Consider the following 25,601-nt stretch of genomic DNA (forward strand, 5'->3'; position numbering starts at 1 on the left):
CTCTGTTACAATTGAAACTTTTTAACCATCGTATCTAACTTGCCCGCAAGCGTTAAGAAGTATTCAGATTGTGCTTTCAATTTATCCATCAGATCCTTTTGTTCTTCAGTAAAAGCAGCAGTTTCTTCAATCCCTGCCAGACTGTCTTCTGAAATACTTGCCACTTGATGCATACCTTTATGGATTTCCTGACTATTTTTTTCAATATGAGTCATTGATGATGCAACAGCTTCAATTGTTCGATTCATTTCCAGCATTTGTTTTCTTATATCGTCAAAACTTTCCTTCGTTTGTTTGATTTGTTCAAGGCTATCATGAGATTGTGATGCTGTATGGTTTAATGTTTGTACTAATAGTGATGACGCTTCTTTTATTCCATTAATAACATTGGAAATGTCTACTGAAGAATGACTCACTTGCTCAGCTAATTTTCTTATTTCATTAGCCACAACGTTAAATCCCTTTCCAGCTTCACCGGCACGAGCGGATTCAATTGCAGCATTTAATGCAAGTAAATGCGTTTGCTCGGTTATCTGATGAATGACTTCAGTTAATGATACAATATTATCCGTGCTCTGCTCTAGCGCTTTAATATTAGTAACAGAATTTAAAACGTCTTGATGGACTTGATGTATTTGTTCTAATGAAAGGTTCATTTGCACTGAACCTTGATGAGATAATTGATCAACATCACCTGCCATTCCTTGCAGAAGACTTGATTGTTTTTCGACTAAATGTATCTCTTGACCAAGTTGTTGACTTGATTTAGCTATATCACTTGACGTGTTTGCTTGATCTTCGGCTCCCGTTGCAATCTCTTGCATCGTTGAAGTCATTTGATCACTTCCAACTTGTAATTCGCTACTTACTTTATCTAAGTGAAGGCCTTGATTATTGATATCCGTTGATGCTTGTTTCGTTTCCTTTAAAGTTGAATGGAGATTTTCTATCATTTTATTCATGGCTAAAGTTAATTGTCTCACTTCTCCACTGCCTTGAACAACTATCTTCTCATTAAGCTTTCCTTCGGCTACATTTAAAGCTTTATTTTTCAATGTAATTAAAGGCTTAGACAAATTATTTGCAATGAAAATTGAGCTAAGGATAACAATAATTAATGTCACGACAGCAATTAGCGCTACGATGTTTCTCAGTTGTTTAATACTATTAAGCATTATATCCCTTGGTTCACTGACTAAAAGAGCCCAATCATTGCCCGGATAGTCATTATAACCAGCACTCATCGCGTAGCCTATAATAGAATCCACACCTATACTTGATTGACTATTTATAATACCGGATTGATCTGGATTCGCTTCATGAATGCGTTGATAAACTTTGCCATCGCGATCTAATTGTTCAGAAATTTCCGGACTATCTTGGTCAATACTAGCTGAAGAAATTGTATCCGCGATTTTATTACCATCATGATTTACCAATTCTATAATATTGTGGTCTGATGTGATAGCATTAATATCATTCCAGATGTGTTCGACATCAAAAGCTGCTTCTATCATACCTAAGTATGTTTCTTCTCTATATATCGGAAGATAAAACATGATTACATAAGCATCGAGGGAAGCATCGTAGATAATATCAGAATATGATTGCCCTTCTTCGATTGCTTGCTCCCACCAGGGTTGGTCCTTAGAGTAGTCAGTTGATGGTTGACTCGTTGTTTGACTAACTAATGTGCCAGAATTATCTAAAATAGAAAACGATTTAAAATATGTATAAGTGGTCAATTGATGGTTTAATTCTTCTTCAATGTCATAATCATGAGATAGAAGAGCTTCTACTGATTCTAATTTAGTTATGTTCTTTATTTCCCTTGTTCGTTCATACATAAAACGATCTAACTTCTCCATGTGAAGTTGAGCGAAGTTTTCAACCTTCTCACCCACTTCATCTTCAAGCGAATGTGCAGCCAATTGATAGACGATACTTCCTATCAGTAAAACTGGAATAATTGATATGATACTAAATGACCAAACTAATTTTTGTTTAATCCCCCCGCGTTGTTGTTCTCTCTCTGCTTTTCTTTTCACTTAAATCACCCTTTTATTCCTTTAATTAAATTGTGAATTTATCACAATCAGACTATCGTAATATCGGATGATTTAACCTTATTTTAAATATTTTGTAAAAATTTCTTAAACTCTACATGTTATAAAGTTCACAATTTGTTCACTTCAACACAAAATATAGCTACAGTTCATTGGTGATTTAGTAAACAAAATGTCGAAGGTCAAAAGTCGACTTCTCAAAATTCACCCCTAAACATGAGAACCTGAGTTCATATTTAGGGGTTACTTAATTACGTTTAATATATCAATTTGTTTAGTAAATAGGTGTTGTATTTCCCGAAATGTTTTCTAAAATTGCTTTCACATGTGACATAAATTGACCACAAATAACACCATCGAGTATTCGGTGATCGAGGGATAAACATAAATTAACCATATCACGCGCAGCAAACATATCATCAATAATAACTGGTCTTTTAACAATTGATTCCACTTGTAGAATCGCTGCTTGGGGATAGTTAATAACACCCATCGATTGAACAGAACCAAATGTACCGGTGTTGTTCACAGTAAAAGTACCGCCTTCCATGTCCTGATGGGTTAATGTACCACTCTTTGCTTTTTGAGCTAAAACATGTATTTCTTTTGCTATACCTTTAATACTTTTCTCATCAACATTTTTAATAACAGGGACAAAAAGCTCTGATTCATTCCCCACGGCGATAGATAAATTAATATCTTTATGCTGAATAATCTTATCATTCGCCCAAGAACTATTTAATTCAGGGAATTTTTTCAAAGCTTTAGCAACTGCGTTTAAGAAAAAGGCAAAATAAGACAGGTTATATCCCTCACTCTGCTTAAAATGATCTTTCTCTTCGTTTCGATAGCGAACCAAATTCGTTACATCTACTTCAATCATCATCCAAGCATGCGGAATTTCCGAAGTAGATTTTACCATGTTTGTAGCAATTGCCTTTCGCATGCCAGTTACAGGAATTTCTTTATCCGCCAATAGGCTTGTTGATTTTTCAATTGTTGAAGTATTTAGTGTTGGCGTTTCTGTAACGTGTTTTTGTTTTTGTTCTTGTTTCGTTTGGTTAATGTGCTTATTAATATCCTTACGTGTTATACGGCCACCCATTCCTGTACCTTGAACAGAATCAAGATCAATTTGATGCTCTGAAGCCAATTTTAATACAGCTGGTGAATAGCGATTCTTCATCGTGTTTAACTCTTTAGTAGAGCTTATTTCTTCGTGATTATGCTCCATTTCTGGCTGATTAGATACGGTTGGTTCCATCGACTCAACTTCTATTTCGCACAAAGGTGTACCGACATCAATAGTTGTTTCTTCTTCTACTAAAAGTTTTGTGATTTTCCCACTAAAGCTAGCCGGAACTTCCGCATTGACTTTGTCAGTCATTACTTCTACCAGTGGTTGATACTTCTCAATTACATCACCTACTTGTACCAACCATTGACTAATGGTCCCTTCAGTAACACTTTCACCAAGCTGTGGCATAGTTATTGTTTTAACGGTCATCTTATTCCCTCCCAAGCAATTAAAATAAGGCCAATTCTAACATTGCTTGTTTTATTTTGTCTTGATTAACCATAAATGCTTTTTCTAATGTGGGTGCATAAGGCATCGCAGGTACATTAGGTCCAGCTAGACGCTTAATCGGAGCGTCAAGTTCAAACAAACAATGTTCACCAATAATCGCTGATACTTCACTAATTATGCTACCTTCTTTATTATCCTCGGTTATTAACAATACTTTTCCTGTTTTATTAACAGCATTAATAATCGCTTCTTGGTCAAGCGGATAAATTGTTCTTAAATCGAGTAGATTTACTTCTATCCCTTGTTCTTCAGCTAACTCTTTAGCTGCTTCTTTAGCATAATGCACACAAAGTCCGTAAGTAATAACCGTAATATCAGTTCCCTCTTGTATGAGGTTAGCTTTCCCTATTTCAATGACTTCTTCGTTGTTGTCAATTTCTTCTTTAAGTAGGCGATACGCCTTTTTATGTTCAAAATATAAGACCGGATCTGGGTCTCGTATTGCGGCTTTTAGTAAACCTTTTGCGTCACGAGGACTTGAAGGCATAACAATTTTTAAACCTGGTTGATTGGCAAAGATAGCTTCTATGGACTGAGAATGATAGAGTGCCCCATGCACGCCACCGCCATAAGGTGCTCTAATGGTAATCGGACATGTCCAATCATTATTTGAGCGATATCTTATTTTTGCTGCTTCCGAAATAATTTGATTGACAGCTGGTAAAATAAAATCTGCAAATTGCATTTCTGCAATAGGAATCATGCCATACATAGCAGCACCTATCCCAACTCCAGCAATAGCCGACTCTGCCAATGGTGTATCAATCACACGCTTTGCTCCAAATCGTTCATATAAACCTTCTGTAGCTCGAAAGACTCCACCTCGTTTACCCACATCTTCCCCTAAGACAAACACACGTTCGTCGCGTTCCATTTCTTCTTCCATGGCTGTTTTGATTGCCTCTATATAAGATACAACTGGCATTTATAATCCTCCTTTTCTTACTGATATACACCATCGAATAATGTATCCGGTGATGCGTAAGGTGCAGCATCAGCATAATCTGTCGCTTCATCAATCAATGATTTAATCGTTTGCTCCATCTCTTTTTCATTTTCTTCTGTTAAAATATTGTGAGCTATCAAATATTCCCTAAATGAAATTAAACCATCTTTCTCCTTCGCCTGTTTAACTTCTTCTTCTGAGCGATATGTTCGGTCATCATCATCACTCGAGTGTGGTGTGAGACGATAACTAACGGCTTCGATCAGAGTAGGACCAGATCCCTCTCTCGCCCGATCTGCTGCTTGTTTAACTGATCTATAAACAGCAAATGGATCATTACCATCAACTGTTTCACCGTGCATACCGTAACCAATAGCACGATCAGATATTTTTTCACACGCCACCTGCTCGTTTAAAGCAACGGAAATAGCATATTGATTGTTTTCCACCATAATGATAACCGGCAATTTGTGAACAGCTGCAAAGTTAGCCCCTTCATGAAAATCACCTTGATTAGAAGAGCCTTCACCTAAAGTGACGAAAGCAATAGCATCATCATTATTCATCTGACACGCTAAACCTACCCCAACAGCATGAGGAACTTGTGTTGTAACAGGTGATGATCCTGTTAGCATCCTTAATTTTCTTGAACCGAAGTGACCTGGCATTTGCCGGCCTCCTGAATTGGGATCTTCTGCTTTAGCAAATGCTTGCAACATCAACTCTTTTATCGACATACCTAGAGCAAGTACCACACCAACATCACGATAATAAGGTGCAGTGTAATCTTTCTCACGATTCAATGCAAAAGAAGCTGCAACCTGTTGAACTTCTTGACCTTGACATGAAACAACAAAAGGAATTTTACCCGCCCGATTTAACAACCACATCCGTTCATCTACACGTCTCGCTGTTAACATAATACGATACATATCTAGTACTTCTTCTTCCGAGAGACCAAGTTCAGTATGTTTAGTCATTATTATTCTCCTTTCAATTTAACCATGTATTTGTTTTCCATGGATAGCTAATGCTGTTTCTTGCATAACCTCGCTAAGCGAAGGATGAGGATGAATCGTTTGTCCTATTTCCTCGGCTGTAGCATTTAACACCATTGCTAATCCTGCTTCAGATATTAAATCTGTCACATGGTTTCCAATCATATGAATACCAATGATATCTTCTGTTTCTCGATCTGATATAATTTTTACAAAACCAGTCGTATGTCCTTCAATAACGGCTTTTCCAATCGCAGAAAAAGGCATTTTAGCTACTTGCACAGCCTTACCTTCACGTCTAGCTTCTTGCTCTGTTAAACCTACGGTTGCTATTTCAGGTTGACTATATACACAACTTATCACGAAATTTTCTTGTGGCAATTGCTCATGTGTATTCGCAATATGTTCAACAGCTAGTTTGCCTTCATGTGCTGCTACATGCGCAAGTTGAGCACCCCCGATACAGTCACCCACTGCATAAATATGTGACTCTTTGGTCTGGTAATATTGGTTAACTTTAATAAAACCATGATCATCTAATTCTATTGAAGTATTCTCGAGTCCTAAATCATTAGTAAACGCTTGGCGACCTATCGAAACAAGAACGGTATCAGCTGTAGCTTGTTTACTCACATTTCCTTGTAAGGTCAAGCTTAATTTAACCTGAGCTTGATCAATAACCTCATATTCTCCAATATTTGCTTCAGTTAATATATCTACACCTTTTTTAGAAAGTTCCTTTTTCATTAATCTTGATATATCTTTGTCAAAATTAGGTAATATTTGCTGATCCGACTCAATCACAGTTACCTTTACACCAAAATCACTTAACATTGATGCCCACTCAATACCAATCACACCACCCCCAACAATCATCATTGAGTCAGGTAATTTTTCGAGATTGAGCGCTTGGTCAGAAGAAAGAATGAACTTTCCGTCAAATGGCATACTTTCTATTTGGCGCGCTTTTGTACCAGTAGCAATTAAGACATTCTTACCAATCAACATTACATTTTCTCGATCATCTTTATATTCGACAGAAACAGTCCCAGACATGGGAGAAAAAATAGAGGGTCCAAGCAACCGTCCAAATCCATCAAAAACATCAATCTTATTTTTTTTAATTAACTGTTGAACACCTTTATGAAGCTGATCAACAACTGATAATTTTCGTGCTTGTACTTCACTAAAGTTTATCAGCGCTTGATTGGTTTCAATTCCAAATAATGAACTGTTTTTTACAGTCTGATAAATAGCAGCACTTTTTAATAATGATTTTGTTGGAATACAACCGCGATGTAGGCATGTACCTCCTAATAAATCTGCTTCGACAAGTGCAACAGAAAGGCCGAGTTGCGTTGCTCTAATAGCAGACACATACCCTCCCATACCACCACCCAATATGACTAGGTCATAATTTTTCGCCATAGAAAAGCTCCTTTATCTACAATAATCTTATTATTAATATAACCTTCCCTTCCATCTTATCGTTAATCGCTTCTTTTAGCAAGAAACATTTATACAAGATATTAGTAATAGGTAATAAATTTATCCTTTATATTGTTTGAATTGGGGTAGCGTCAGGAAAATGCGGATTTACAACGATAAGGAAATTCCAAATTAAAAAGCCCAACTTCTCTGCAAAACAAAATATGATATGCTCCCCTAAAGGTAGACAGATTAAAAAATAAAAATCTGACTGCTTATAGGGGAGTATTTATTATGTCCAAAAGATCTTACTCTGCAGAAGAGAAATACGAGGTATTAAAGAAATTAGATAAGCAGTGTTCAACATATGAACTTGAGTCAAAATATAATGTGCACCATACAACGATTGTGGACTGGAAACACAAGTATGATAAGTATGGTTTGGAGGGTCTAAAAGCGTCTTCCACTTGGAAAAAGTATTCAAAGGAATTGAAGCTAGCTGCCATTAGAGATTATCTGTCTGGGAAGTATTCGATACGTGCGGTGGTTAGGTTGTATGAAATATCGAGTACTTCTGTCCTCAGAGGTTGGACAAAGAAGTATAATAGTCATAGAGATTTAAAAGACACGTCAAAAGGAAGGACGAGCGCTATGACTAAGGGAAGAAAAACGACTTGGGAAGAACGAATACAGATTGTAATGGATTGCCTGGGGAACGAAAAAAATTATCAAGAAACAGCTAATACTTATAATGTTTCTTATCAACAAGTTTATCAGTGGGTTAAGAAGTATGAAGATGGTGGAGATGAAGCGCTGAAAGATAAACGTGGTCATAAGAAAGAAGAAGCTAAGCTAACTCCAGAAGAGAAAACCAACCTTCAAATGAAAAAGTTAGAAAGAGAAAATGAACGGTTACGTGCGGAGAATTTATTCTTAAAAAAGTTAGAGGAGATCGAAAGGAGGCGAAAATAAGCCAAATCCGGTTTGAGGATAAATATATCGCTATTCAAGAGCTTCACCAGGATGAAGGTTTAAGCATTCGTTTACTTTGTGAAATTGCAGGAATTGCACGATCTGCATACTACAAGTGGCTTAACCGTACACCTTCCTCCAGAGAAATACTAAATAAAGAAATTATCAAAGAGATGAAAGCTCTCCATGAAAAAGTGGATGGCATATTTGGTTATCGCCAAATGCTGCTTCACATGAATAGAAAGTTCGAGGAGAAGTTTAATCATAAAAGAATCTATCGGTTGATGAAAGTGGCTGGATTACGCTCTCTCATTCGTGTCAAGAAGAAGCACTATAAACGCTCTACACCTCAACATGTGGCAGACAATATATTAAATCGTGAATTTACAGCCGAGAAACCAAATGAAAAATGGGTAACGGACGTGACAGAATTTAAGTATGGCCAATCAAAAAAGGCCTATTTAAGTGCCATCCGTGATCTTTATGACGGATCTATTATAAGTTATGTTCTAGGACACTCCAACAATAATCAACTCGTATTCAAGACACTTTATCAAGCCACAGTACTATTGAATGGTGACCATCCTCTTATCCATAGTGACCGTGGATTTCAATACACATCTAAAGGGTTCAAACGCAAGATAGATGCGGCAGAGATGACACAAAGTATGTCACGAGTTGGGCGGTGTATTGATAATGGCCCAATGGAATCATTTTTCGGAACACTGAAATGTGAGAAATATTATTTGCACAAATATAAGACATTTGAGGAACTTACTACTGCGATAGATGAGTACATCCATTATTATAATCATGAAAGATACCAAAAACGATTAAAAGGCCTTAGCCCTATGGAATATAGAGCTAAAGCCGCTTAAATCATTTTTATTATTTCCACTGTCTACTTGACAGGGGGCAGTTCGTTTTCAGTTACTTCATTATTTTTATTTGAACTAATATAAGACTGATAAGTTGATTTTCTAGCTCAGTTATTTATTGAATTCATTAATTGGAAGAAGTATTCAGGTTTATGAGTCTTATTTAGGTTATACCATGAATGTAATGTATCTGGTGCAAAAACATCTAATTTTTTCAATACTTCCAACGCAAATTCCAGAGGAGCTATTCCTGATGCAGTAACTAAATTCGCATCAGATACCGCAGACCTTACCTCATAGAACTTTTCTCCTTTATAGTTAGGACATACCATTTTAGTGTATTCTAAATTATTACTTGTATGCTTTCTAGTATCTAAGTATCCCATATTCGCAAGGGCCTCAGTTGCACCACAAATTGCAGCAACAATAGTACCAAGCTTTAAAGCTTGACCTATTCTTTCCAAGATGGGTTGATGAATTTCTTCATTCCAAGTAGTTCCACCTGGTAAAATTAAAAGATCTTTATTCTCAAGAGTACATTCATTAAGCGAAATATCTGCTTTTATGCTCAGTCCTCCCATAGTAGTAATCCTTTCTTTATTAGCCCCTACTGTAACTACTTTTAAAGGTACTAAATCTTGTTTGAAATATCTTCCTGAGTTTAGTTCAGCAATTAAATATCCATATTCCCAGTCCGACATTGTATTAAATACATAAAGAAAAACTTTTTTTGTTTGCATCCAATAACACTCCAATCACATTTAATATAGCCAAATATAACATAACTTCCCTGACACCTAGCGTCAGGGAAGTTATCAAATTTGATGAAATGTTATTAATTCCGACAAAACTTCAATAATTCTTTTCTTAAGACTGATTGGCTCAATGACTTTAATAGATTTATTGTACGGTAAAAGTAAATAAGGTACATATGTATGTATAATATCTTTCTCAAGGAGAAATACTGCTTGATTTGAAGTCCGTTCTTGTAAATAATGTTCTAAAAACCAATGTTGGCAAATATCACCCAATGCCTTTTTATCTCCATTAATGACCAAAGAAATAATTCCTTCCTTATCTTCTATAGTTGGAACAAGGTTTTTCATAAAAAAGTCACGCGCTGAAAAATTTTCTGGTCGGTTAAACTTATTTTCGGTTAACATTAGACTTTCCATTCGATCTACTCTAAAACTACGGATATCATTCCTAAGATGACAAAACCCTATCACATACCACTTATTATTCCAATAAATAATTCTGTACGGATCGACCAATCTATAATTTAATTGCTTTTCTCCACTTTTATGGTAAAGAATTTTTACTGAGTACTTGTTAGCTAAGGCCTGCTCCAACTCCTTCAAAAAAGGTTCTATAGCGAGGGAACTTAATCGACTTATTACTTCAAGACTAGTTAAATGTTGATTTATCTTTGTTTCCTGCTCTTGATTCGAATATTTTCTTAGCTTTGAAATAGCCCTATTTAGTGCTTCACCTCCATAATACCCGGCTTCTTCTGCAAAAATAGCAGCGTGAAATAGCGAGGTTTGCTCCTCACAATCAAAAAAAAGAGGAGCTTCAATAAAATTGTTCAACAACGTGTATCCACCATTATGTCCTGCGTCTGAAATTATAGGTACACCACTTATTGAAAGTGTATCAATATAACGATACACAGACCTTATATTCATCTCTAACTTTTCTGAAATTTGTTTCGCAGTAATTTTTTCACCTGAACGAAGCATCCATAGAATCGCTAACATATTGTCAATTTTAGGCATATACTCCACCTCTATATGAAATTTTTTTCTACGATATTGGGTTGGTTCAAAATGTAGCATCAGCTTCAAAGGGCCAGTGCTTTAAACATAGTTATCAATTAAGTAGCCCATACATAAATTGAGAAACATTGAGTTATGGTGGAATACTAACTAACATATGAATGTGATCTTTACATGCATTTGCTCCATGTATTTCAACACCTTTTCTTTCACACAGCTCTCTTACGATTTCTTCAATACTTTTTTGTATTTCCCATAAATTATTTTCCTTCTATATTTTGGCGCGAAAACGAGATGATGCTTACAACTCCATTGTGTATGTACTAAACTATTCTTGGCCAGCACTGGACATGCCTCCTTCTTTGGTGAGATTTGGTGTTCGGGAAACCAATCTTATCTTACCATGAAGTGAGGCTTTTTTGCTCCCTGGAACCCCCGGCATATCCAGGGTTTTTCAAAGACCATAAAAAACCGAAAGATCCATCAAAGATAAATGATAAATCTTTCGGTTTAAAGTAAAACACAACTATTACATGATATCTCCTTCAAAAAAAGCATGATATAGTGCTTGAACAGCACGCTCCACACCATCTTCTTTAATACCAAACATTAACGATACCTCCGAAGAACCTTGGTTAATCATCTCAATATTAACATTTGCCTGTTCAAAGGCTTTAGTCGCTCTGGCTGCTGTACCAATATGACAATGCATTTCTTCTCCAACAATCATCACAAGTGCAAGTCCACGTTCTGTATAAACTAAATCAGGTGATAATTCGTGGTTAATGCGATTGATGACGATTTGTTCCTTTTCTTCTGTCATTTGATCCGCTCGTAAAATTACGGATAAATCATCAATACCTGAAGGGGTATGCTCATAAGATATTCCTTCATCTTCAAGAATATTTAGTAAACGTCTACCAAATCCAATTTCACGATTCATTAAGTACTTACTAACATATAAGCTCATAAACCCTTTGTCACTTGCAATCCCCACGACTGGATTACCTCGGACTTCTTTTTCTGATACAATAATCGTTCCAAGCGCATTTGGATTATTGGTGTTTTTAATACAGACAGGTATCTTTGCTTTAACAGCTGGAATTAATGCTTCAGCATGAAAAACAGAAAAGCCAGCATATGATAATTCACGCATTTCTTTGTATGTTAGTGAAGTGATCTCTTTAGGCTGGTCAACAATTTGAGGATTTACACAGTAGACCGAATCCACATCAGTAAAATTCTCATATAATTCAGCTTCAACACCGGCAGCGACAATTGATCCTGTAATATCAGAACCTCCACGAGAAAAAGTAACTAACTTTCCTTTTTTCGTATAACCAAAAAACCCCGGAATAACAACAATTTCTTTACTTTCTCTTAATTTGTATAATTGTTGGAAACTCTCATCTAAAATTTGAGCACCACCTGGTTGATCACTTAAGATAATACCAGCATCTTTAGGGTTTAGATAACGTGCGTTTAACCCTAAAGTTAGTAAATACTCGCTTAATATTTTAGCTAATGAGTCTTCTCCTATCGCTTTAATAGCATCTAGCTTAAACTCGACGGCACCGCCATCCTCAAATATCTTTGTTACATCTTCCTGTATCTCTGTTAAAACTTGATTTGATAAGTTGAGGTCTTTAATAATCGATTCGAATCGTGTTAATACAGCGTTAAGTTCTTTCTTGTGCGGATTTCCCAACCGATAAGCCTCACCTAACTTAATTAATAAATCGGTAACCTTAATATCCTCTGACGACCTTTTACCAGGTGCAGACACAACAATAACACGCCGCTCTGCATCGTCCTTAATAATGCGAGCAACTTTTTTTAACTGTTCAGCGCTCGCTACTGAACTCCCCCCGAATTTGGCTACTTTCATGATACACATCTCCAATATTTTTTTCTAATATTAAAATATTATCATAAATGTACCGAATTTGTTATATTAAAATTCAGATTATTTATGAAGATATTGAAGATAATCAAGGGATAACCGCTTTATTTGTTTACAGCAGTGAAATTTTCAACTTAATTGGCTTATTTATCGTTTAATAAACATTTGTGTCCAATATCTTCCGTCTTCCACATAACCAACACCAATGTGAGTAAAATCTCCAAGTATATTTGCACGATGACCAGAGCTATTCATCCATTCACGTACGACTTGATGTGGTGTTTGTTGTCCCCTTGCTATATTCTCAGCTGCTCTTTGATAACTTACACCAAAATCTTCTAGCATGTCGAACGGTGAGCCATAGGATGGGCTTGTATGAGCAAAATAGTTATTTTCTAACATGTCAGCAGATTTATGCCTTGCAACTCTTGACAGCTGCCAATCTGGTCTTAATTCTGGTAGACCATTAGCTGCTCTTTCTTGGTTAGTCAATTGAATAACGATATGCTCAGTGTGCTTTATCGCATCAATGTTCGGAATCTTAATCTCATCGTTAGGATAAATTAAATCTGGATCATTTAGTTGTGGATTTGCTTCAATAATTTCGGTAACACCAATTTGGTAGCGCACCGCTATTTTCCACAGTGTATCACCTGGTTGAACAAGATAAGTACTTTCTGCAAAAACACTTACAGAAGCCATAAACATAAACATAAGTGTTAAAAACATTATTTTTTTCAATGAAAAAAACCTCCTTTTTGTTAGTTTTCTTCAAAAAAGAGGTTTTTATTCACTATTTTAACTTGCGCGATATTCCAGTCTTAGATGATCAGCTACCATGGCGATGAATTCTGAATTAGTTGGTTTAGCTTTTGAACTGCTGACAGTATAACCAAACAAATCTGAAATCGAATCAATATTTCCCCGACTCCAAGCCACTTCGATTGCATGGCGAATAGCGCGTTCAACCCTGGATGGTGTTGTGTTATATTTTTTAGCTATATCAGGGTAAAGCACCTTTGTTATTGAACCTAATAACTCAATGTCATTGAAAATCATGGTAATGGCTTCACGTAAATACATATAGCCTTTTATATGAGCAGGGACACCAACTTCATGAATAATGTTAGTAATGCTCGCTTCCAGATCAAATTTATTTTGTTTATGGTCAGCATGTTTAGCTGTTTTTCGCTCTTTAACAGGTTTACCGTTAACTTGTCTTACTTGATCTGCTAAATAATCTAAGTCAAAAGGTTTAAGAATAAAATATGAGGCCCCTAAATCAGCCGCCTTCTTCATAACGTCTTCTTGTCCAAATGCAGTTAACATAATGACATGTGGCTGTTTGGGTAAATGGAGTTGCTTCATTTTTGTTAACACAGCTAAACCATCCATGTGTGGCATAATAATGTCTAGTATGATTACGTCTGGCTTTGTGTTTTCTATTAACTGCAAACTATCTTTACCATTGTAAGCAGTACCTACCACCTCTAAATCACTTTGTTCATCAAAATACTCATCCATCATTCTTACTAATTCTTGATTATCATCGACTAAACAAACTTTTATTTTTTCCACTACCGTTTCCTCCTTATTTTACCTTTATACACCTAAGTTTATTCGACAATTATAAGGATTTCCCTTTTTTTATTGATAAAAAAAATAATATTCGATCAAACTTCTAGTCATTCGATTAATTTTGGTTAATTTCTTAATTTATATCCACTTTCTGTATCTTTTGTCGAATGATATTTAAACCTATTATAACATATTTTTCTAAAACATGTGTTATCTGACTAAAGCATGCTATGCTTTGTTTATTACAAATAGCCACCCACAGATTAGATTTAGGCAGAAGCTAACGGAAGCCATGTCTGATCCAACTACCGATCAGGAAAGCGCTCACTAATTAAAAATTCTTAATAATAATGAAAAAAAGACAAATGAAGCACTCATTCGTCTTTTTTTCACTGATCCCCGCTTTAACTGGCTTTATTTAATGTGTTAACATGATCGATTCCTGCTTCATCCAGCATCCATTCAATATGAATGCCATATCCAGAAGTTGGATCGTTAACAAATACATGTGTCACAGCACCAATTAATTTATCATTTTGTATGATCGGACTTCCACTCATCCCTTGAACGATTCCCCCCGTTTCTTTTAGAAGCCGTTCATCTGTAATGCTTAAAACCATCCCTTTAGTTGCTGGATTTTTTTGTTCGACTGCATTGATAATTTCAACATCAAATGCTTCAATTTTTTCACCGTCAATTACTGTTAATATTTTTGCTGGTCCTTCTTTCACTTCATTTGGTTTAGCTACAGGTAACGGATTTGATAATGGGCCACTTTTGAGTTCTTCTGCTAATTCACCAAACACTCCAAAAGAACTGTTTTTAGTTATGTTACCTAACAAGCCATCTTTTTTGTTAAATGAAGCCCTTTTTTCACCTGGTATTCCATTGTCACCTTTTTGAATTGAAGTAATAGTAGATCGAACAATAGTTCCTGAATCAATTTCTATCGGTTCACGTGTATCCATGTCAGAAATAACATGGCCAAGTGCACCATATTTTTGAGTTATCGGATCATAAAAAGTCATTGTCCCGATTCCCGCTGCAGAATCACGTATATAAAGACCTAATCTATAACCATCCGTTTTCTGATCAAATTTTGGATGAAGTTTTTCTTCAAATACTTTATTATCCCTTTTAAATTTTACATCTATGGCTTCATTAGTACTTCCTGCTTCTTCTACAATAGGTGCAATGTCTTCAATTGATTTAATTTCATGGTCATTCATAGCTAATATACTATCTCCGATTTCAATACCAATATCTTGACCCGGTGACATTAAGTTATCTTCATCACCGACTTTGTGGTAACCTACTACTAAAACACCAAGTGTTTGTAAATTCACGCCAATTGACTGTCCTCCCGGAATAACTTGATAGGAGTCATCCACATTTACGTTTACTCTTTTTAAAGGAATATTGTTGTATTTATAAGTCACTTCGGTTTCACCGAAGTTTACTGGAAAGATTTCATTATCCTTTAACGCGATAATATCTTGCTCTTCCTCCGCTACAATTTTTACGCGTTCACTTAAAGGATTGATAACAACAGGTTCTTCACTGGTATATAATGTTAAATGGGTTGGAATTGCTAAAAAATTGTTTATAGTCGGAAAAAACGGAATCAAAAGCACAAAAACAATCATTGCTATGCCCATAATATATTTTGGTCGTTGTTTCTTCACAATTCACGCTCCTCTTCTTAGTCAATTTATGTTTTATCTGTACCTCTAATTTGACCTTGAATAGGTGTTTTTAAACCCAGTAAAGTTCTCAAAAACATGAGAACATTTCCTGTCATTTAAGATTATTTCCAATATAAAAGCACATCAGTGACATTCACTAATGTGCTCCTTAATCTATTTTCGTTTAAATACGTTGGCATGATCGATTAATTCTCGCGCGTGTTCAGTCGATGTTTCTGTTAGGGTTGATCCCGTCATCATTCTTCCGATTTCTTCTACCCTTTGTTTAGCAGTTAATGCTTTAATTTTAGTGGAAGTTGCATTGTTAATAACTTGCTTTTCAATTAAAATGTGGGTGTCAGCCATTGCAGCTACTTGCGGTAAATGTGTAATACATAAAACTTGTGAACCATTTGATATTGCGTGAATCTTTTCCGCAATGGATTGTGCGACACGTCCACTTACACCAGTATCAACCTCGTCAAAGATAACACTAGTTACACCTTGATGCTTGGCAAAAATGGTTTTCATTGCTAGCATAATTCTAGACAGCTCACCGCCGGAAGCAACCTTATGTAATGGTTTTAGTGGTTCACCCGGGTTAGTCGATAATAAAAATCTGACTTGATCAATACCTGTTGGTCCTAATGCAACATGGGTTCCGTTTAATACAGGATCGTTACCTTGCCCTTCTTTAAAGCTTATTTCTGCTTTAAAGGCTGCCTTCTCTAAATACAGGTCTGCCAATTCTACTTGAAGAGTTTCCATCAATTCTTTAGCAGCTTGTTGACGAAGATCATGTAAATGGCTTGCTTCGGCTAAGGCATCTGCAGAAAGTTCTTTAACTTGATCGACTAAATATTGCAAAGATTGCTCTCTATTTTCTAAATCATCTATCTCATCTTCTATTTGGGCAGCGTATTCAATAATTTCGTCTACAGAGCTTCCATATTTCCTTAACAACCTTTCAAGCTCATTCAATCTAGATTCGACAGTATTTAGTCGGTCTGGATCAAATGCGAAATTGTCTAAATATTCACGCAACTGCCCAGCAATATCTTCTAGTAAATAATAATGATTTGAATACTGTTCCATGGAATCTTGTAGTTCTGACTCAAAAGCAGCTGCAGATTCAATAGCAGATAAACCTAATGAAAGCCAATCTAAACCATGTTGCTCTCCCTTTAAAGCTGTATAAGCTTCTTGAACGCTATGATATATTTTCTCATAATTGGCTAATTTATTACGCTCTTCTCTTAATTCATGATCTTCATTTGGTTTCAGTTCAGCGTTTTTCAATTCATCAGATTGAAAATGAAGAAGATCTAATCGTTGGACAATTTCCTGTTCATTTTCTTTCAAATGCTGATACTTTTGCTTGATAGCGTTTAGCTTTTGATAAATTCTTTTATAATCTGAGGCTACCTCGTTTAAATCATCTTTTTTATAAAGATCTAATAGTTCAAGGTGTCGATCGTGATCCATCAATGATTGTGTCTCATGTTGGGTATGAATATCTATCAATGCTTGACCAAATTCACGTAAAATTGCCAAAGTTATTAATGAACCATTAATTCTACAAATACTTTTTCCATTTGCACTTATTGTTCGATGGAGCACAATCATCCCTTCAGCATCTAATTCAACACCATATTGATCAGCTAATTGATAAGCGCGGTGCTTCTTGTCTTCTAAAATGAATAAACCTTCTAAAGTCGCTTTCTTTGCTCCATGTCGTATAAATTCAACTGATCCCCGGCTTCCAGTTAATAATTGTATGGCGTCAATAATAATTGATTTACCTGCACCAGTCTCTCCAGTTAAGACAGTTAAACCATCATTAAATGGGATCGTTAATTGTTCAATAATAGCAAAGTTTTTTATTGAAAGCTCAGTTAGCATAACTGTTTCCCCCAAATCGTTTAAACATTGTTTAAAGCATATCAAGAAATTGTTTTTCGACCTTTTCGGTTTCTTCTTCGTTTCTACAAATAATTAAAATCGTGTCGTCACCGCAAATAGTTCCTAATACTTCGTCCCAATCTAAATTATCAATTAAGGCACCTAATGCCATAGCATTACCTGGTAATGTCTTTAAAACTAAAAAATGAGTAGCTTTATCTATTTTAATAAATGCATCTCTCATTAATCGCTTTAATTTTTCTAGCGGATTAAACCTCTGGTCTGCTGGTAAGCTATATTTGTATCCGCCATTTGACATAGGTACTTTAACTAAATGAAGTTCTTTAATGTCCCGTGAAACTGTTGCTTGTGTCACATGATAGCCTTGACTACGAAGCGCGTCCACCAATTCATCTTGTGTTTCTACATCATGATTGGTAATGTATTCACGTATTTTTATGTGGCGTTGACCCTTATTCATATGATCATTCCCTTCTTAATATAAGGTTAATCAAGCATATTATGTGATTGTTGAACGACATTCACGATCTCTTCTTGCCAATTGATTTGTTTAAATTGATCGTGTTGCTTTGCTTTGAAATGTGCTAAAAATTCTATGTTTCCATCTCCCCCCGTAATAGGTGAAAATGTTAATTTTTGTAATTCAAATTGCAATTCATGGGCAAAGTTAATAATCGATGCTAACACATGGCTATGCACTTCAGGGTCACGAACAATGCCTTTTTTACCAACTTGCTCCCTACCCGCTTCAAATTGAGGTTTTATTAAAGCTACAACATCTCCATTGCTAGTAATAATGTCAGCTAGAGCAGGAAGAATTAACTTTAATGAAATAAATGATACATCTATTGTAGCAAAGTCTGGAAGCCCATGTTCAAACATATCCTGAGTAGCATAGCGAAAATTAGTTCGTTCCATCACAATAACCCTTGGATCGGATCTTAACTTCCAATCCAGTTGATTGTAGCCTACATCTAAGGCATAGCATAGCTTTGCACCATTTTGCAACGCACAATCCGTAAAACCCCCAGTAGATGCACCAATGTCAACCATCAAACGATCTTTAACACTTAAATTAAAATAATGTAGGGCTTTTTCTAACTTTAATCCACCACGGCCAACATACGGTATTGGTTTTCCTTTAATCGTTAAAGGGATATCAGCAGCAACTTTTACCCCTGGCTTATCTAACCTTTCTACATCTGAAAATACCAGACCAGCCATTATTGAACGTTTAGCTTTTTCTCTTGTCTCAATTAAACCTCTTTCCACTAACAGGACATCTAGTCTTACTTTTTTTGTTGTCATTTTATCTTACCCTTTTTATGTGAGTAGGTAAAAGCGATTGCACTTGTTGAACAATATTAGTAACCTTTAAGCCTACTTCTTCAAGTAAATATTCTACATCACCATGTTCAATAAATTGATCGGGAATACCCATTCTTTTAATATTTATATTCGAATAACCTAGTATCTCAGCAAACTCAAGAACTGAACTACCAAAGCCACCTACTAACATAGCTTCCTCAATAGTTAATATTGGTTTTCCTGATTTAAACACATTCTTTAAATACAATTCATCCAAAGGTTTAATAAACCTTGCATTAACTAATTCAACCTTTATGCCATATTGGGCCAAATATCTTGTAGCTTCTTCAGCTAAAGCAATAGTTGGACCAAATGTCAAAATTACAACATCTTCTCCCTTAGATAAAATTTCCCATTCACCAATTGTTAACTGGTTACGATGTTGCTTCACCTCAACACCTAAAGCATTACCTCGGGGATAACGTATCGCAACAGGACCTTGATGATAATGCATACTTGTTTCGATCATGTCACGACACTCGTTTTCATCTTTAGGCATCATAATAATGATATTTGGCAATGAACGTAAAAAATTAATATCAAATACACCATGATGTGTCTCGCCGTCTGCACCGACTAAACCAGAACGATCAATCCCAATAACTACGTTTAATTTCACACGGCATATATCATGGAGCACCTGATCATATGCACGTTGTAAAAAGGTTGAATATATCGCTAAAAAGGGTTTCATATTTTGAGATGCTAACCCTGCAGCCATCGTTGTTGCGTGTTGTTCGGCAATACCTACATCATAAAGTCTTTCTGGATATTTTTTTTGGAATCCTTCCAATTTTGATCCCAATATCATAGCAGGTGTAATAACAACTAAATTTTGATGAAAAGATGCTTGCCTCATTAATTCATCACTTACAACCTTACTCCAAGACACCCCATTAGTTTTAGGTGTGATTTTTTCTCCAGATTCAATCTTGTATGGTCCTACTCCATGCCACTTGTCTTTTTCATCCGTTTCTGCTGGCAAATAGCCTTTACCCTTTTTCGTGATCACATGTAAAAGAACCGGCCCGTTTGTTTTCTTAGCAAAACCAATATGATCCTTAAGCGCTTTAATATCATGTCCATCCACAGGACCAAAGTAAGTAAAGCCAAATTCCTCAAATAGCATGCCTGGGACCATAAAATATTTCATACTATCCTTTAAACGTTCTGTCGCATTGGCTAAGACACCACCTACTGCTGGAATTCGTTTTATTAACCATTCTAACTCTTGTTTAGCTTTATTATATTTAGCTGCACTACGCATGCGACCTAAGGCTTGGTGAAGTGCACCCACATTATTAGCAATAGACATTTCATTATCATTTAAAATAACGATCATATTCTTTTTCTCATGTCCAATATGGTTAAGTGCTTCAAAGGCCATACCGCCAGTTAAAGCCCCATCTCCTATAACTGGAACAATATGATAGGATTGTCTTTTTAAATCTCTGGCAATCGCCATACCCATTGCGCCAGACAATGATGTAGAACTATGTCCCGTCTCCCATACATCATGTTCACTTTCATTTACCTTTGGAAAACCAGATAGCCCTTTATATTGTCTTAATGTTTTAAAGGCATCAGCGCGACCTGTTAGGATTTTGTGTACATAAGATTGATGTCCAACATCAAATAAAATCTTATCTTCCGGGCTTCTAAATTCACTATGTAAAGCCAAAGTTAACTCAACCACACCCAAATTCGGCCCTAAATGGCCACCTGTGACCGCCAATTGTTCAATTAAGAAGCGACGAATTTCAAAAGCCAATACTTCTAACTCATCTTCTGTTAATCCTTTTAGGAAAGAAGGATTTTTAATTTTCGTAAGGTCCATCTAGGAATCCTCCCCGATTCTTTCTTTCAAATATTATTTTTTCTTTAATAACTTTATTTTAAATTTACTGTCTAAAAATGCAAGCGTTTTACCAACTAAGATAATTATCGTTGTCGTGTAGTGAATGCCCAAAAATTTCCCAATCGCTTTACCTCCGACTGTTAAGGCAGCAACGATACTTGTCATTATAACATTAATAGTTAGTTGTACGACAGAACCATCACTATGACCTAACACATTTGCTAATTGTAAGACCACAAGTGCTGAGGCTGTTCCACTAATAACACCTGAAATGTCACCAACCACATCGTTACAAAAGCTAGCAAAACGATCAGCATTCCGTACAACAAGAACAGCTTCTTTTGCACCAAAAACACGTTCTGAAGCCATTGCATGAAAAGGTTTCTCAACCGCAGCAGTTGCCGCTACACCCAGTGTATCAAAAAACACACCTAAAAATACAATAGTCAATACAATTATTATGCCAAGGCCCCATGCCACTCCACTTAGTATAGCAGATGAAATAACTGAAAAAATTGCCGCTAGCACAAATGTGATAACGGCAATACTTAAACTAAACTTTATCGATTTATTTAATTGCGATCGACCTTTCGCCATGTAACGTTCCCTCACATTTAATATGTAATTGGAATGGTCACTTAAAAAGTAAAAACTACGGCTTAGGTCCAGTAGGTTTTCCCAGATGCATACCGAATGTTGCCATTCTGGCGGTTCCCCTTTAAATGCATCTTAGCTTCGTCACCGAAAGCTAGACTGGATTGCCACTCAGACCGTACTATAATCCCTTTTAAGTGTCCTGTTGAACAGTCTAGGAGATTTCCCCAACAATTCTTAACCACTTCCTAGCCTCTTTTGCAATTCTGATTTCATATAGACGAAACATCATATTTGGTGGCCTACCAAATACTTGCATAACTATAATCCCCTCAGTAATCACTCAAGGCAGGCTACGCTGTCAGTAGGATCCCCTTTTCACCTACTGTACAGGTTCATACCCCATTCCATCATAGTGCTTTGGCTAAAGAGCTACAACAGAGATGGGCCTCCGCGGAAGTAGGGTCAACGCCCACATGCCTTTGTGGATCGCCCTACGACCTTAACTCCCAGCACCGACCCAAGGCTGGGCGCCTCAAGCCGACACAAGGAACTTCATCGATGTGCCCTTTGGCAGATTTTTAGGCCTGCCTTCAGAAGTGGAGAATCGACTAGAATACTGCACCATTCCTTATGTATATAGTATAACATATTTTATTGTTTATGACCATTTGATCAAAGCTGTTTAAAACAGTGACTTACTGATCTCGATAACTTAAGTAATCAATCAGCTCTGCAAGCATTGAACTTTGTATACCTACATCAACTAATATTTGTTTTGCAATATCAACTTTTTCTTGCTTCTCTTTTAAAGCACCTTCTAAACCATATATTTTCGGATAGGTGCTTTTTTCCTTTTCTAGATCGCTACCTATATTTTTACCAATTTTTTGTTGGTCACCACTTACATCAAGGATATCATCTTGAATCTGAAAAATTAATCCCATCTGGTCGGCACAATCTTTAATCGCTTCTAGCTTTTCGGATGAAGCACCAGCCATATATGCTCCCATCTCCATTGCATAGATGAGCAATTGCCCAGTCTTCAAACGATGAATATTCTCTAATGCTTCTAATTCAATTTTTTTGTTCTCTGCATCAATATCTAAGATTTGACCAGCCACCATACCACTACCACCAGCAGCTAAGCTCAATTTTTTACTAGCATAGACTTTTTCCTCTGGCGTTAAAGTTTCCGCCTCATTTATAACTTGAAAGCTTAATGTTAGTAGGGCATCCCCTGCTAAAATAGCAGTTGATTCATCAAATTTAATATGATTGGTAGGTAATCCGCGCCTTAAATCATCGTTATCCATTGCTGGTAAATCATCATGGATAAGAGAATAGGTATGAACCATTTCTAGCGCAGCTGCGATGGGAAGCACCTTACGCTTATCCCCCTGAAAAGCTTCACAACATGCTATCATTAATACTGGCCGCACTCTCTTCCCGCCAGCATTTATTGAATAAAGAATCGATTGTTTCAACCGTTCTGGAAGCGATTGTTTCATGATTATCTCTTGTAAAGTATCATTCAAAATTTGTCGGTTCACATCAACAAATTGACTTAATAATTCATTCATCTTTTGACTCCTCAAATGCGATTGCCTTTGCTTCTCCGTTTTCATCCACAATATGAGCAACTTGTTTCTCAACTTCAGCTAATTTATCATCACACCACTTAGATAATTTAACACCTTTTTGATAATAATCAATTGCTTCTTCAAGTGGGATATCAGCCTCTTCCAGTTTCTTTACGATGTTTTCTAATTCACTCATTACATCTTCAAAGCTTCTTTTTTCATCACTCATTTTGATCCTCCTCTATCCCCCATATTTGACAGTCTAAATTTCCATCTTGTAATTTAAAGGTAACTTGCTCGCCTGGAGCAACTTGCTTAACAGATTTAATTAAACCTCCAGATGATGAATAACCAATTCCATAGCCCCTTTTCATGGTCTCAAGTGGACTAAGGACTTTCAACTTATCCAATTGTTTTTCGAATTGAACAACTTTATTTCTAAAGTGGGATTTAAAATTATTCTCTAGAGCATTGGTCAAATAATTTGCTTTTTGTTGGTTTAATTTTATTTGTTGTGTTGGATGTTTTGAATATAATCGAGACATAAGTTGCTGAAAATGAAATTGCTGTCTTGTTAAATATGATTTCATATTTCTATGGATGGATTCTATTAATCGATCAAGTTCCTGCTCTTTTTGAGAAAGGAGTTGCTTAGGATACTTAAATGCGTAACTCGATTGAATTTTATTTAGCTTTACTTCATTTCGATTGATCACTGCTCTTATTCCTCTATCCAGGCTTCGGCGATTACTTTCTATTTGGTTAACGATATCTTTCTTAGATGGCACAGCTAACTCAGCTGCTCCTGTTGGTGTAGCGGCCCGGAGATCCGCAATAAAATCAACAATCGTAAAATCAGTTTCATGGCCGATACCAGAGATTATCGGAATGCGAGAGGCTGCGACAGCTCTTGCGACCATTTCTTCATTAAATGGCCAAAGTTCTTCAATAGATCCTCCACCTCTAGCCAAAATCAAAGTATCTATCGTTTGATCATGATTGGCTTGCTCTAATTTTTTGACAAGATCAAATTTTGCTCCGTCACCTTGAACAAGTGCAGGGAATAACGTTACCTTTACTAGTGGAAACCGTCTCCTGATAGTCGTTAAAATATCCCGAATAGCCGCTCCTGTTTCAGAAGTAACAATACCTAAATGTTGGGGAATGGTAGGGATGTTTTTTTTATTTTGTTGATCAAACAACCCTTCCTTTTCTAACTTATCTTTAAGTTGTTCAAACGCTAAATGTAATGCCCCTACTCCATCCGGTATCATCTCATGGACATAAAGTTGATATTGACCCTGAGGTTCGTATACATTTACCTGCCCTTTTACAATAACATCCATTCCATCTTCTGGCCTAAACTTTAAAAAACGATTATATCCAGCGAACATCACTGCAAGTATACGGGCATTGTCGTCCTTCAATGTAAAATACATATGACCACGACTGTGATGTTTAAAGTTGGAAATCTCTGCTTTCAACCATATGGTTGATAAATGATCGTCTAACTCAAACTTGCGTTTTAGATAACGCGTTAGCGCTGTTACCGTAAGATATTTTTGATTCATATTCTATCATTCCTACACTTATTTAGTTTGAGCAATTGCTGCTTTAATGGTATTTTTCATCAACATGGTTATTGTCATAGGACCCACACCTTTTGGAACTGGTGTAAGATAAGCAGCCTTTTCTTTGACCTGTTCAAAATTCACATCACCTGTTAGGGAACCATCTTCTATTCGATTAACACCAACATCGATAACAGTTGCACCTTCCTTAATATGTTCACTTGTGATAAAACCGGCTTGTCCAACTGCTACAATTAAAATGTCTGCTGTCTTTGTATACAATGACATATCTTTTGTTTTAGAGTGACAATAAGTAACCGTTGCGTGTTCATTCAGTAGTAATTGACCAACAGGTTTACCAACAATGTTACTACGCCCTACAACGACAACATGCTTTCCAGCGATTTCTATATTTTTCGACTTTAACATGGTTAAGATTCCTAATGGTGTACACGGCAAGAAAGTGTCTTGATTTGTTAATAATCTTCCAATACTTATTGGATGAAAGCCATCAACATCTTTATCCGGATTAATCGCCTCAATAATATGCTGTTCATTGATATGTTCAGGTAAAGGTAATTGAACTAAGATACCATTAACACCTTTTGAGTGATTTAAATCGTTAATTAGTTTTAACAACTCCGTTTCACTCGTTGAACTTGGCAAAGTAATTAATTCTGAATCAATACCAATAAAATCAGCCGCTTTTTGCTTCCCTGAAACGTAAGATTTAGATGCAGGATCATCCCCGATTAAAATAACAACGAGTTTAGGTACAACACCTTTATTTTTCAATTTCTTAACCTCTTGTTTCATATCTTCACGTAAAGATTGAGCAAGCTGGTCACCATAAATAATCTGTGCTGACATTTTAACATCCCCCT

The 25,601-nt window shown here is 36.2% G+C and carries 21 protein-coding genes and 1 pseudogene; 1 reads left to right on the plus strand and 21 read right to left on the minus strand.

The genetic code is table 11. The features are described from left to right. Nucleotides 1-5: 5 nt before the first annotated feature. From B494_RS0109975 to lpdA, 5 genes are all read right to left on the minus strand, one after another. A complete protein-coding gene (locus tag B494_RS0109975; RefSeq protein ID WP_017472257.1) occupies nt 6-2,048 on the minus strand; it encodes a methyl-accepting chemotaxis protein in 2,043 nt (680 codons plus the stop codon). 292 nt (nt 2,049-2,340) lie between these two features. Beyond that, nucleotides 2,341-3,573 (minus strand): dihydrolipoamide acetyltransferase family protein, encoded by a 1,233-nt coding sequence (locus B494_RS0109980; RefSeq protein ID WP_017472258.1) that lies wholly within the window; start codon nt 3,571-3,573, stop codon nt 2,341-2,343. 19 nt (nt 3,574-3,592) lie between these two features. Then, complete coding sequence (locus B494_RS0109985; protein ID WP_017472259.1) at nt 3,593-4,579, minus strand: alpha-ketoacid dehydrogenase subunit beta; 987 nt, start codon at nt 4,577-4,579, stop codon at nt 3,593-3,595. Nucleotides 4,580-4,596: 17 nt separating this feature from the next. After that, a complete protein-coding gene (locus B494_RS0109990; RefSeq protein WP_017472260.1) occupies nt 4,597-5,580 on the minus strand; it encodes a thiamine pyrophosphate-dependent dehydrogenase E1 component subunit alpha in 984 nt (327 codons plus the stop codon). An 18-nt stretch (nt 5,581-5,598) separates the two neighbouring features. Then, a complete protein-coding gene (gene lpdA, locus B494_RS0109995) occupies nt 5,599-7,026 on the minus strand; it encodes a dihydrolipoyl dehydrogenase (protein WP_017472261.1) in 1,428 nt (475 codons plus the stop codon). 294 nt (nt 7,027-7,320) lie between these two features. Here lpdA and B494_RS20545 point away from each other — a divergent pair. After that, nucleotides 7,321-8,876, plus strand: a protein-coding gene (locus B494_RS20545) for an IS3 family transposase (protein ID WP_144032153.1) whose coding sequence is annotated in 2 segments (ribosomal slippage) — nt 7,321-7,960 and nt 7,960-8,876 — 1,557 coding nt in all. Because the reading frame shifts where the segments join, the coding sequence is not laid out codon by codon here. Nucleotides 8,877-8,983: 107 nt separating this feature from the next. Here the strand turns inward: B494_RS20545 and B494_RS0110010 are convergent. The 16 genes and pseudogenes from B494_RS0110010 to folD form a co-directional block, all read right to left on the minus strand. Beyond that, nucleotides 8,984-9,616: a type 1 glutamine amidotransferase family protein gene (locus tag B494_RS0110010; protein ID WP_017472262.1), complete on the minus strand. Its 633-nt coding sequence runs from the start codon at nt 9,614-9,616 to the stop codon at nt 8,984-8,986. A gap of 75 nt (nt 9,617-9,691) precedes the next feature. Then, entirely contained in the window at nt 9,692-10,654 is a 963-nt protein-coding gene (locus B494_RS0110015; RefSeq protein WP_017472263.1) for a helix-turn-helix transcriptional regulator, read from the minus strand. A 136-nt stretch (nt 10,655-10,790) separates the two neighbouring features. Beyond that, a pseudogene (gene tnpA / locus B494_RS20550) lies at nt 10,791-10,999 on the minus strand (IS200/IS605 family transposase); the annotation flags it as partial. A 184-nt stretch (nt 11,000-11,183) separates the two neighbouring features. Beyond that, nucleotides 11,184-12,542 (minus strand): aspartate kinase, encoded by a 1,359-nt coding sequence (locus B494_RS0110025; protein WP_017472265.1) that lies wholly within the window; start codon nt 12,540-12,542, stop codon nt 11,184-11,186. 162 nt (nt 12,543-12,704) lie between these two features. Continuing rightward, complete coding sequence (gene safA, locus B494_RS0110030; RefSeq protein WP_017472266.1) at nt 12,705-13,298, minus strand: SafA/ExsA family spore coat assembly protein; 594 nt, start codon at nt 13,296-13,298, stop codon at nt 12,705-12,707. 57 nt (nt 13,299-13,355) lie between these two features. Next, entirely contained in the window at nt 13,356-14,084 is a 729-nt protein-coding gene (gene spo0A, locus B494_RS0110035) for a sporulation transcription factor Spo0A (RefSeq protein ID WP_241211416.1), read from the minus strand. Between the two features lie 455 nt (nt 14,085-14,539). Then, a complete protein-coding gene (gene spoIVB, locus B494_RS0110040; RefSeq protein WP_017472268.1) occupies nt 14,540-15,820 on the minus strand; it encodes a SpoIVB peptidase in 1,281 nt (426 codons plus the stop codon). A gap of 174 nt (nt 15,821-15,994) precedes the next feature. Then, nucleotides 15,995-17,722 (minus strand): DNA repair protein RecN, encoded by a 1,728-nt coding sequence (recN, locus tag B494_RS0110045; RefSeq protein ID WP_017472269.1) that lies wholly within the window; start codon nt 17,720-17,722, stop codon nt 15,995-15,997. A 31-nt stretch (nt 17,723-17,753) separates the two neighbouring features. Beyond that, entirely contained in the window at nt 17,754-18,203 is a 450-nt protein-coding gene (ahrC, locus tag B494_RS0110050; RefSeq protein ID WP_017472270.1) for a transcriptional regulator AhrC/ArgR, read from the minus strand. Between the two features lie 26 nt (nt 18,204-18,229). Continuing rightward, nucleotides 18,230-19,051, minus strand: coding sequence for a TlyA family RNA methyltransferase (locus B494_RS0110055; protein WP_017472271.1), 822 nt, complete (start codon nt 19,049-19,051; stop codon nt 18,230-18,232). A gap of 1 nt (nt 19,052) precedes the next feature. Beyond that, complete coding sequence (gene dxs, locus B494_RS0110060; RefSeq protein WP_017472272.1) at nt 19,053-20,948, minus strand: 1-deoxy-D-xylulose-5-phosphate synthase; 1,896 nt, start codon at nt 20,946-20,948, stop codon at nt 19,053-19,055. A gap of 33 nt (nt 20,949-20,981) precedes the next feature. Then, the gene (locus B494_RS0110065) at nt 20,982-21,566 is read right to left on the minus strand and encodes a hypothetical protein (protein ID WP_017472273.1); all 585 of its coding nucleotides are present in this window, start codon (nt 21,564-21,566) and stop codon (nt 20,982-20,984) included. A gap of 695 nt (nt 21,567-22,261) precedes the next feature. Continuing rightward, nucleotides 22,262-23,146 (minus strand): polyprenyl synthetase family protein, encoded by an 885-nt coding sequence (locus B494_RS0110075; protein WP_017472275.1) that lies wholly within the window; start codon nt 23,144-23,146, stop codon nt 22,262-22,264. After that, entirely contained in the window at nt 23,139-23,375 is a 237-nt protein-coding gene (locus B494_RS0110080) for an exodeoxyribonuclease VII small subunit (RefSeq protein ID WP_017472276.1), read from the minus strand. The genes B494_RS0110075 and B494_RS0110080 overlap by 8 nt, the downstream gene beginning before the upstream one ends. Next, entirely contained in the window at nt 23,368-24,717 is a 1,350-nt protein-coding gene (gene xseA / locus B494_RS0110085) for an exodeoxyribonuclease VII large subunit (RefSeq protein WP_017472277.1), read from the minus strand. Before xseA ends, B494_RS0110080 begins: the two co-directional genes overlap by 8 nt. A gap of 18 nt (nt 24,718-24,735) precedes the next feature. After that, entirely contained in the window at nt 24,736-25,587 is an 852-nt protein-coding gene (gene folD / locus B494_RS0110090) for a bifunctional methylenetetrahydrofolate dehydrogenase/methenyltetrahydrofolate cyclohydrolase FolD (protein ID WP_017472278.1), read from the minus strand. Nucleotides 25,588-25,601 lie beyond the last annotated feature (14 nt).

It is taken from the genome of Amphibacillus jilinensis Y1, from assembly GCF_000306965.1.
Classification (GTDB): domain Bacteria; phylum Bacillota; class Bacilli; order Bacillales; family Amphibacillaceae; genus Amphibacillus_C; species Amphibacillus_C jilinensis.

Bases quoted from the DNA above. Each gene is read 5' to 3' on its own strand.
- dxs (WP_017472272.1), bottom strand. From the start codon at position 20,948: ATGGACCTTACGAAAATTAAAAATCCTTCTTTCCTAAAAGGATTAACA.
- B494_RS0110055 (WP_017472271.1), bottom strand. From the start codon at position 19,051: ATGACAACAAAAAAAGTAAGACTAGATGTCCTGTTAGTGGAAAGAGGT.
- spo0A (WP_241211416.1), bottom strand. From the start codon at position 14,084: ATGATGGATGAGTATTTTGATGAACAAAGTGATTTAGAGGTGGTAGGT.
- B494_RS0109990 (WP_017472260.1), bottom strand. From the start codon at position 5,580: ATGACTAAACATACTGAACTTGGTCTCTCGGAAGAAGAAGTACTAGAT.
- B494_RS0110075 (WP_017472275.1), bottom strand. From the start codon at position 23,146: ATGAATGAATTATTAAGTCAATTTGTTGATGTGAACCGACAAATTTTG.
- B494_RS0109980 (WP_017472258.1), bottom strand. From the start codon at position 3,573: ATGACCGTTAAAACAATAACTATGCCACAGCTTGGTGAAAGTGTTACT.
- B494_RS0110080 (WP_017472276.1), bottom strand. From the start codon at position 23,375: ATGAGTGATGAAAAAAGAAGCTTTGAAGATGTAATGAGTGAATTAGAA.
- lpdA (WP_017472261.1), bottom strand. From the start codon at position 7,026: ATGGCGAAAAATTATGACCTAGTCATATTGGGTGGTGGTATGGGAGGG.
- B494_RS0109985 (WP_017472259.1), bottom strand. From the start codon at position 4,579: ATGCCAGTTGTATCTTATATAGAGGCAATCAAAACAGCCATGGAAGAA.
- recN (WP_017472269.1), bottom strand. From the start codon at position 17,722: ATGCTAACTGAGCTTTCAATAAAAAACTTTGCTATTATTGAACAATTA.
- B494_RS0110065 (WP_017472273.1), bottom strand. From the start codon at position 21,566: ATGGCGAAAGGTCGATCGCAATTAAATAAATCGATAAAGTTTAGTTTA.
- B494_RS0110015 (WP_017472263.1), bottom strand. From the start codon at position 10,654: ATGCCTAAAATTGACAATATGTTAGCGATTCTATGGATGCTTCGTTCA.
- xseA (WP_017472277.1), bottom strand. From the start codon at position 24,717: ATGAATCAAAAATATCTTACGGTAACAGCGCTAACGCGTTATCTAAAA.
- B494_RS0110025 (WP_017472265.1), bottom strand. From the start codon at position 12,542: ATGAAAGTAGCCAAATTCGGGGGGAGTTCAGTAGCGAGCGCTGAACAG.
- B494_RS0110010 (WP_017472262.1), bottom strand. From the start codon at position 9,616: ATGCAAACAAAAAAAGTTTTTCTTTATGTATTTAATACAATGTCGGAC.
- ahrC (WP_017472270.1), bottom strand. From the start codon at position 18,203: ATGAATAAGGGTCAACGCCACATAAAAATACGTGAATACATTACCAAT.
- folD (WP_017472278.1), bottom strand. From the start codon at position 25,587: ATGTCAGCACAGATTATTTATGGTGACCAGCTTGCTCAATCTTTACGT.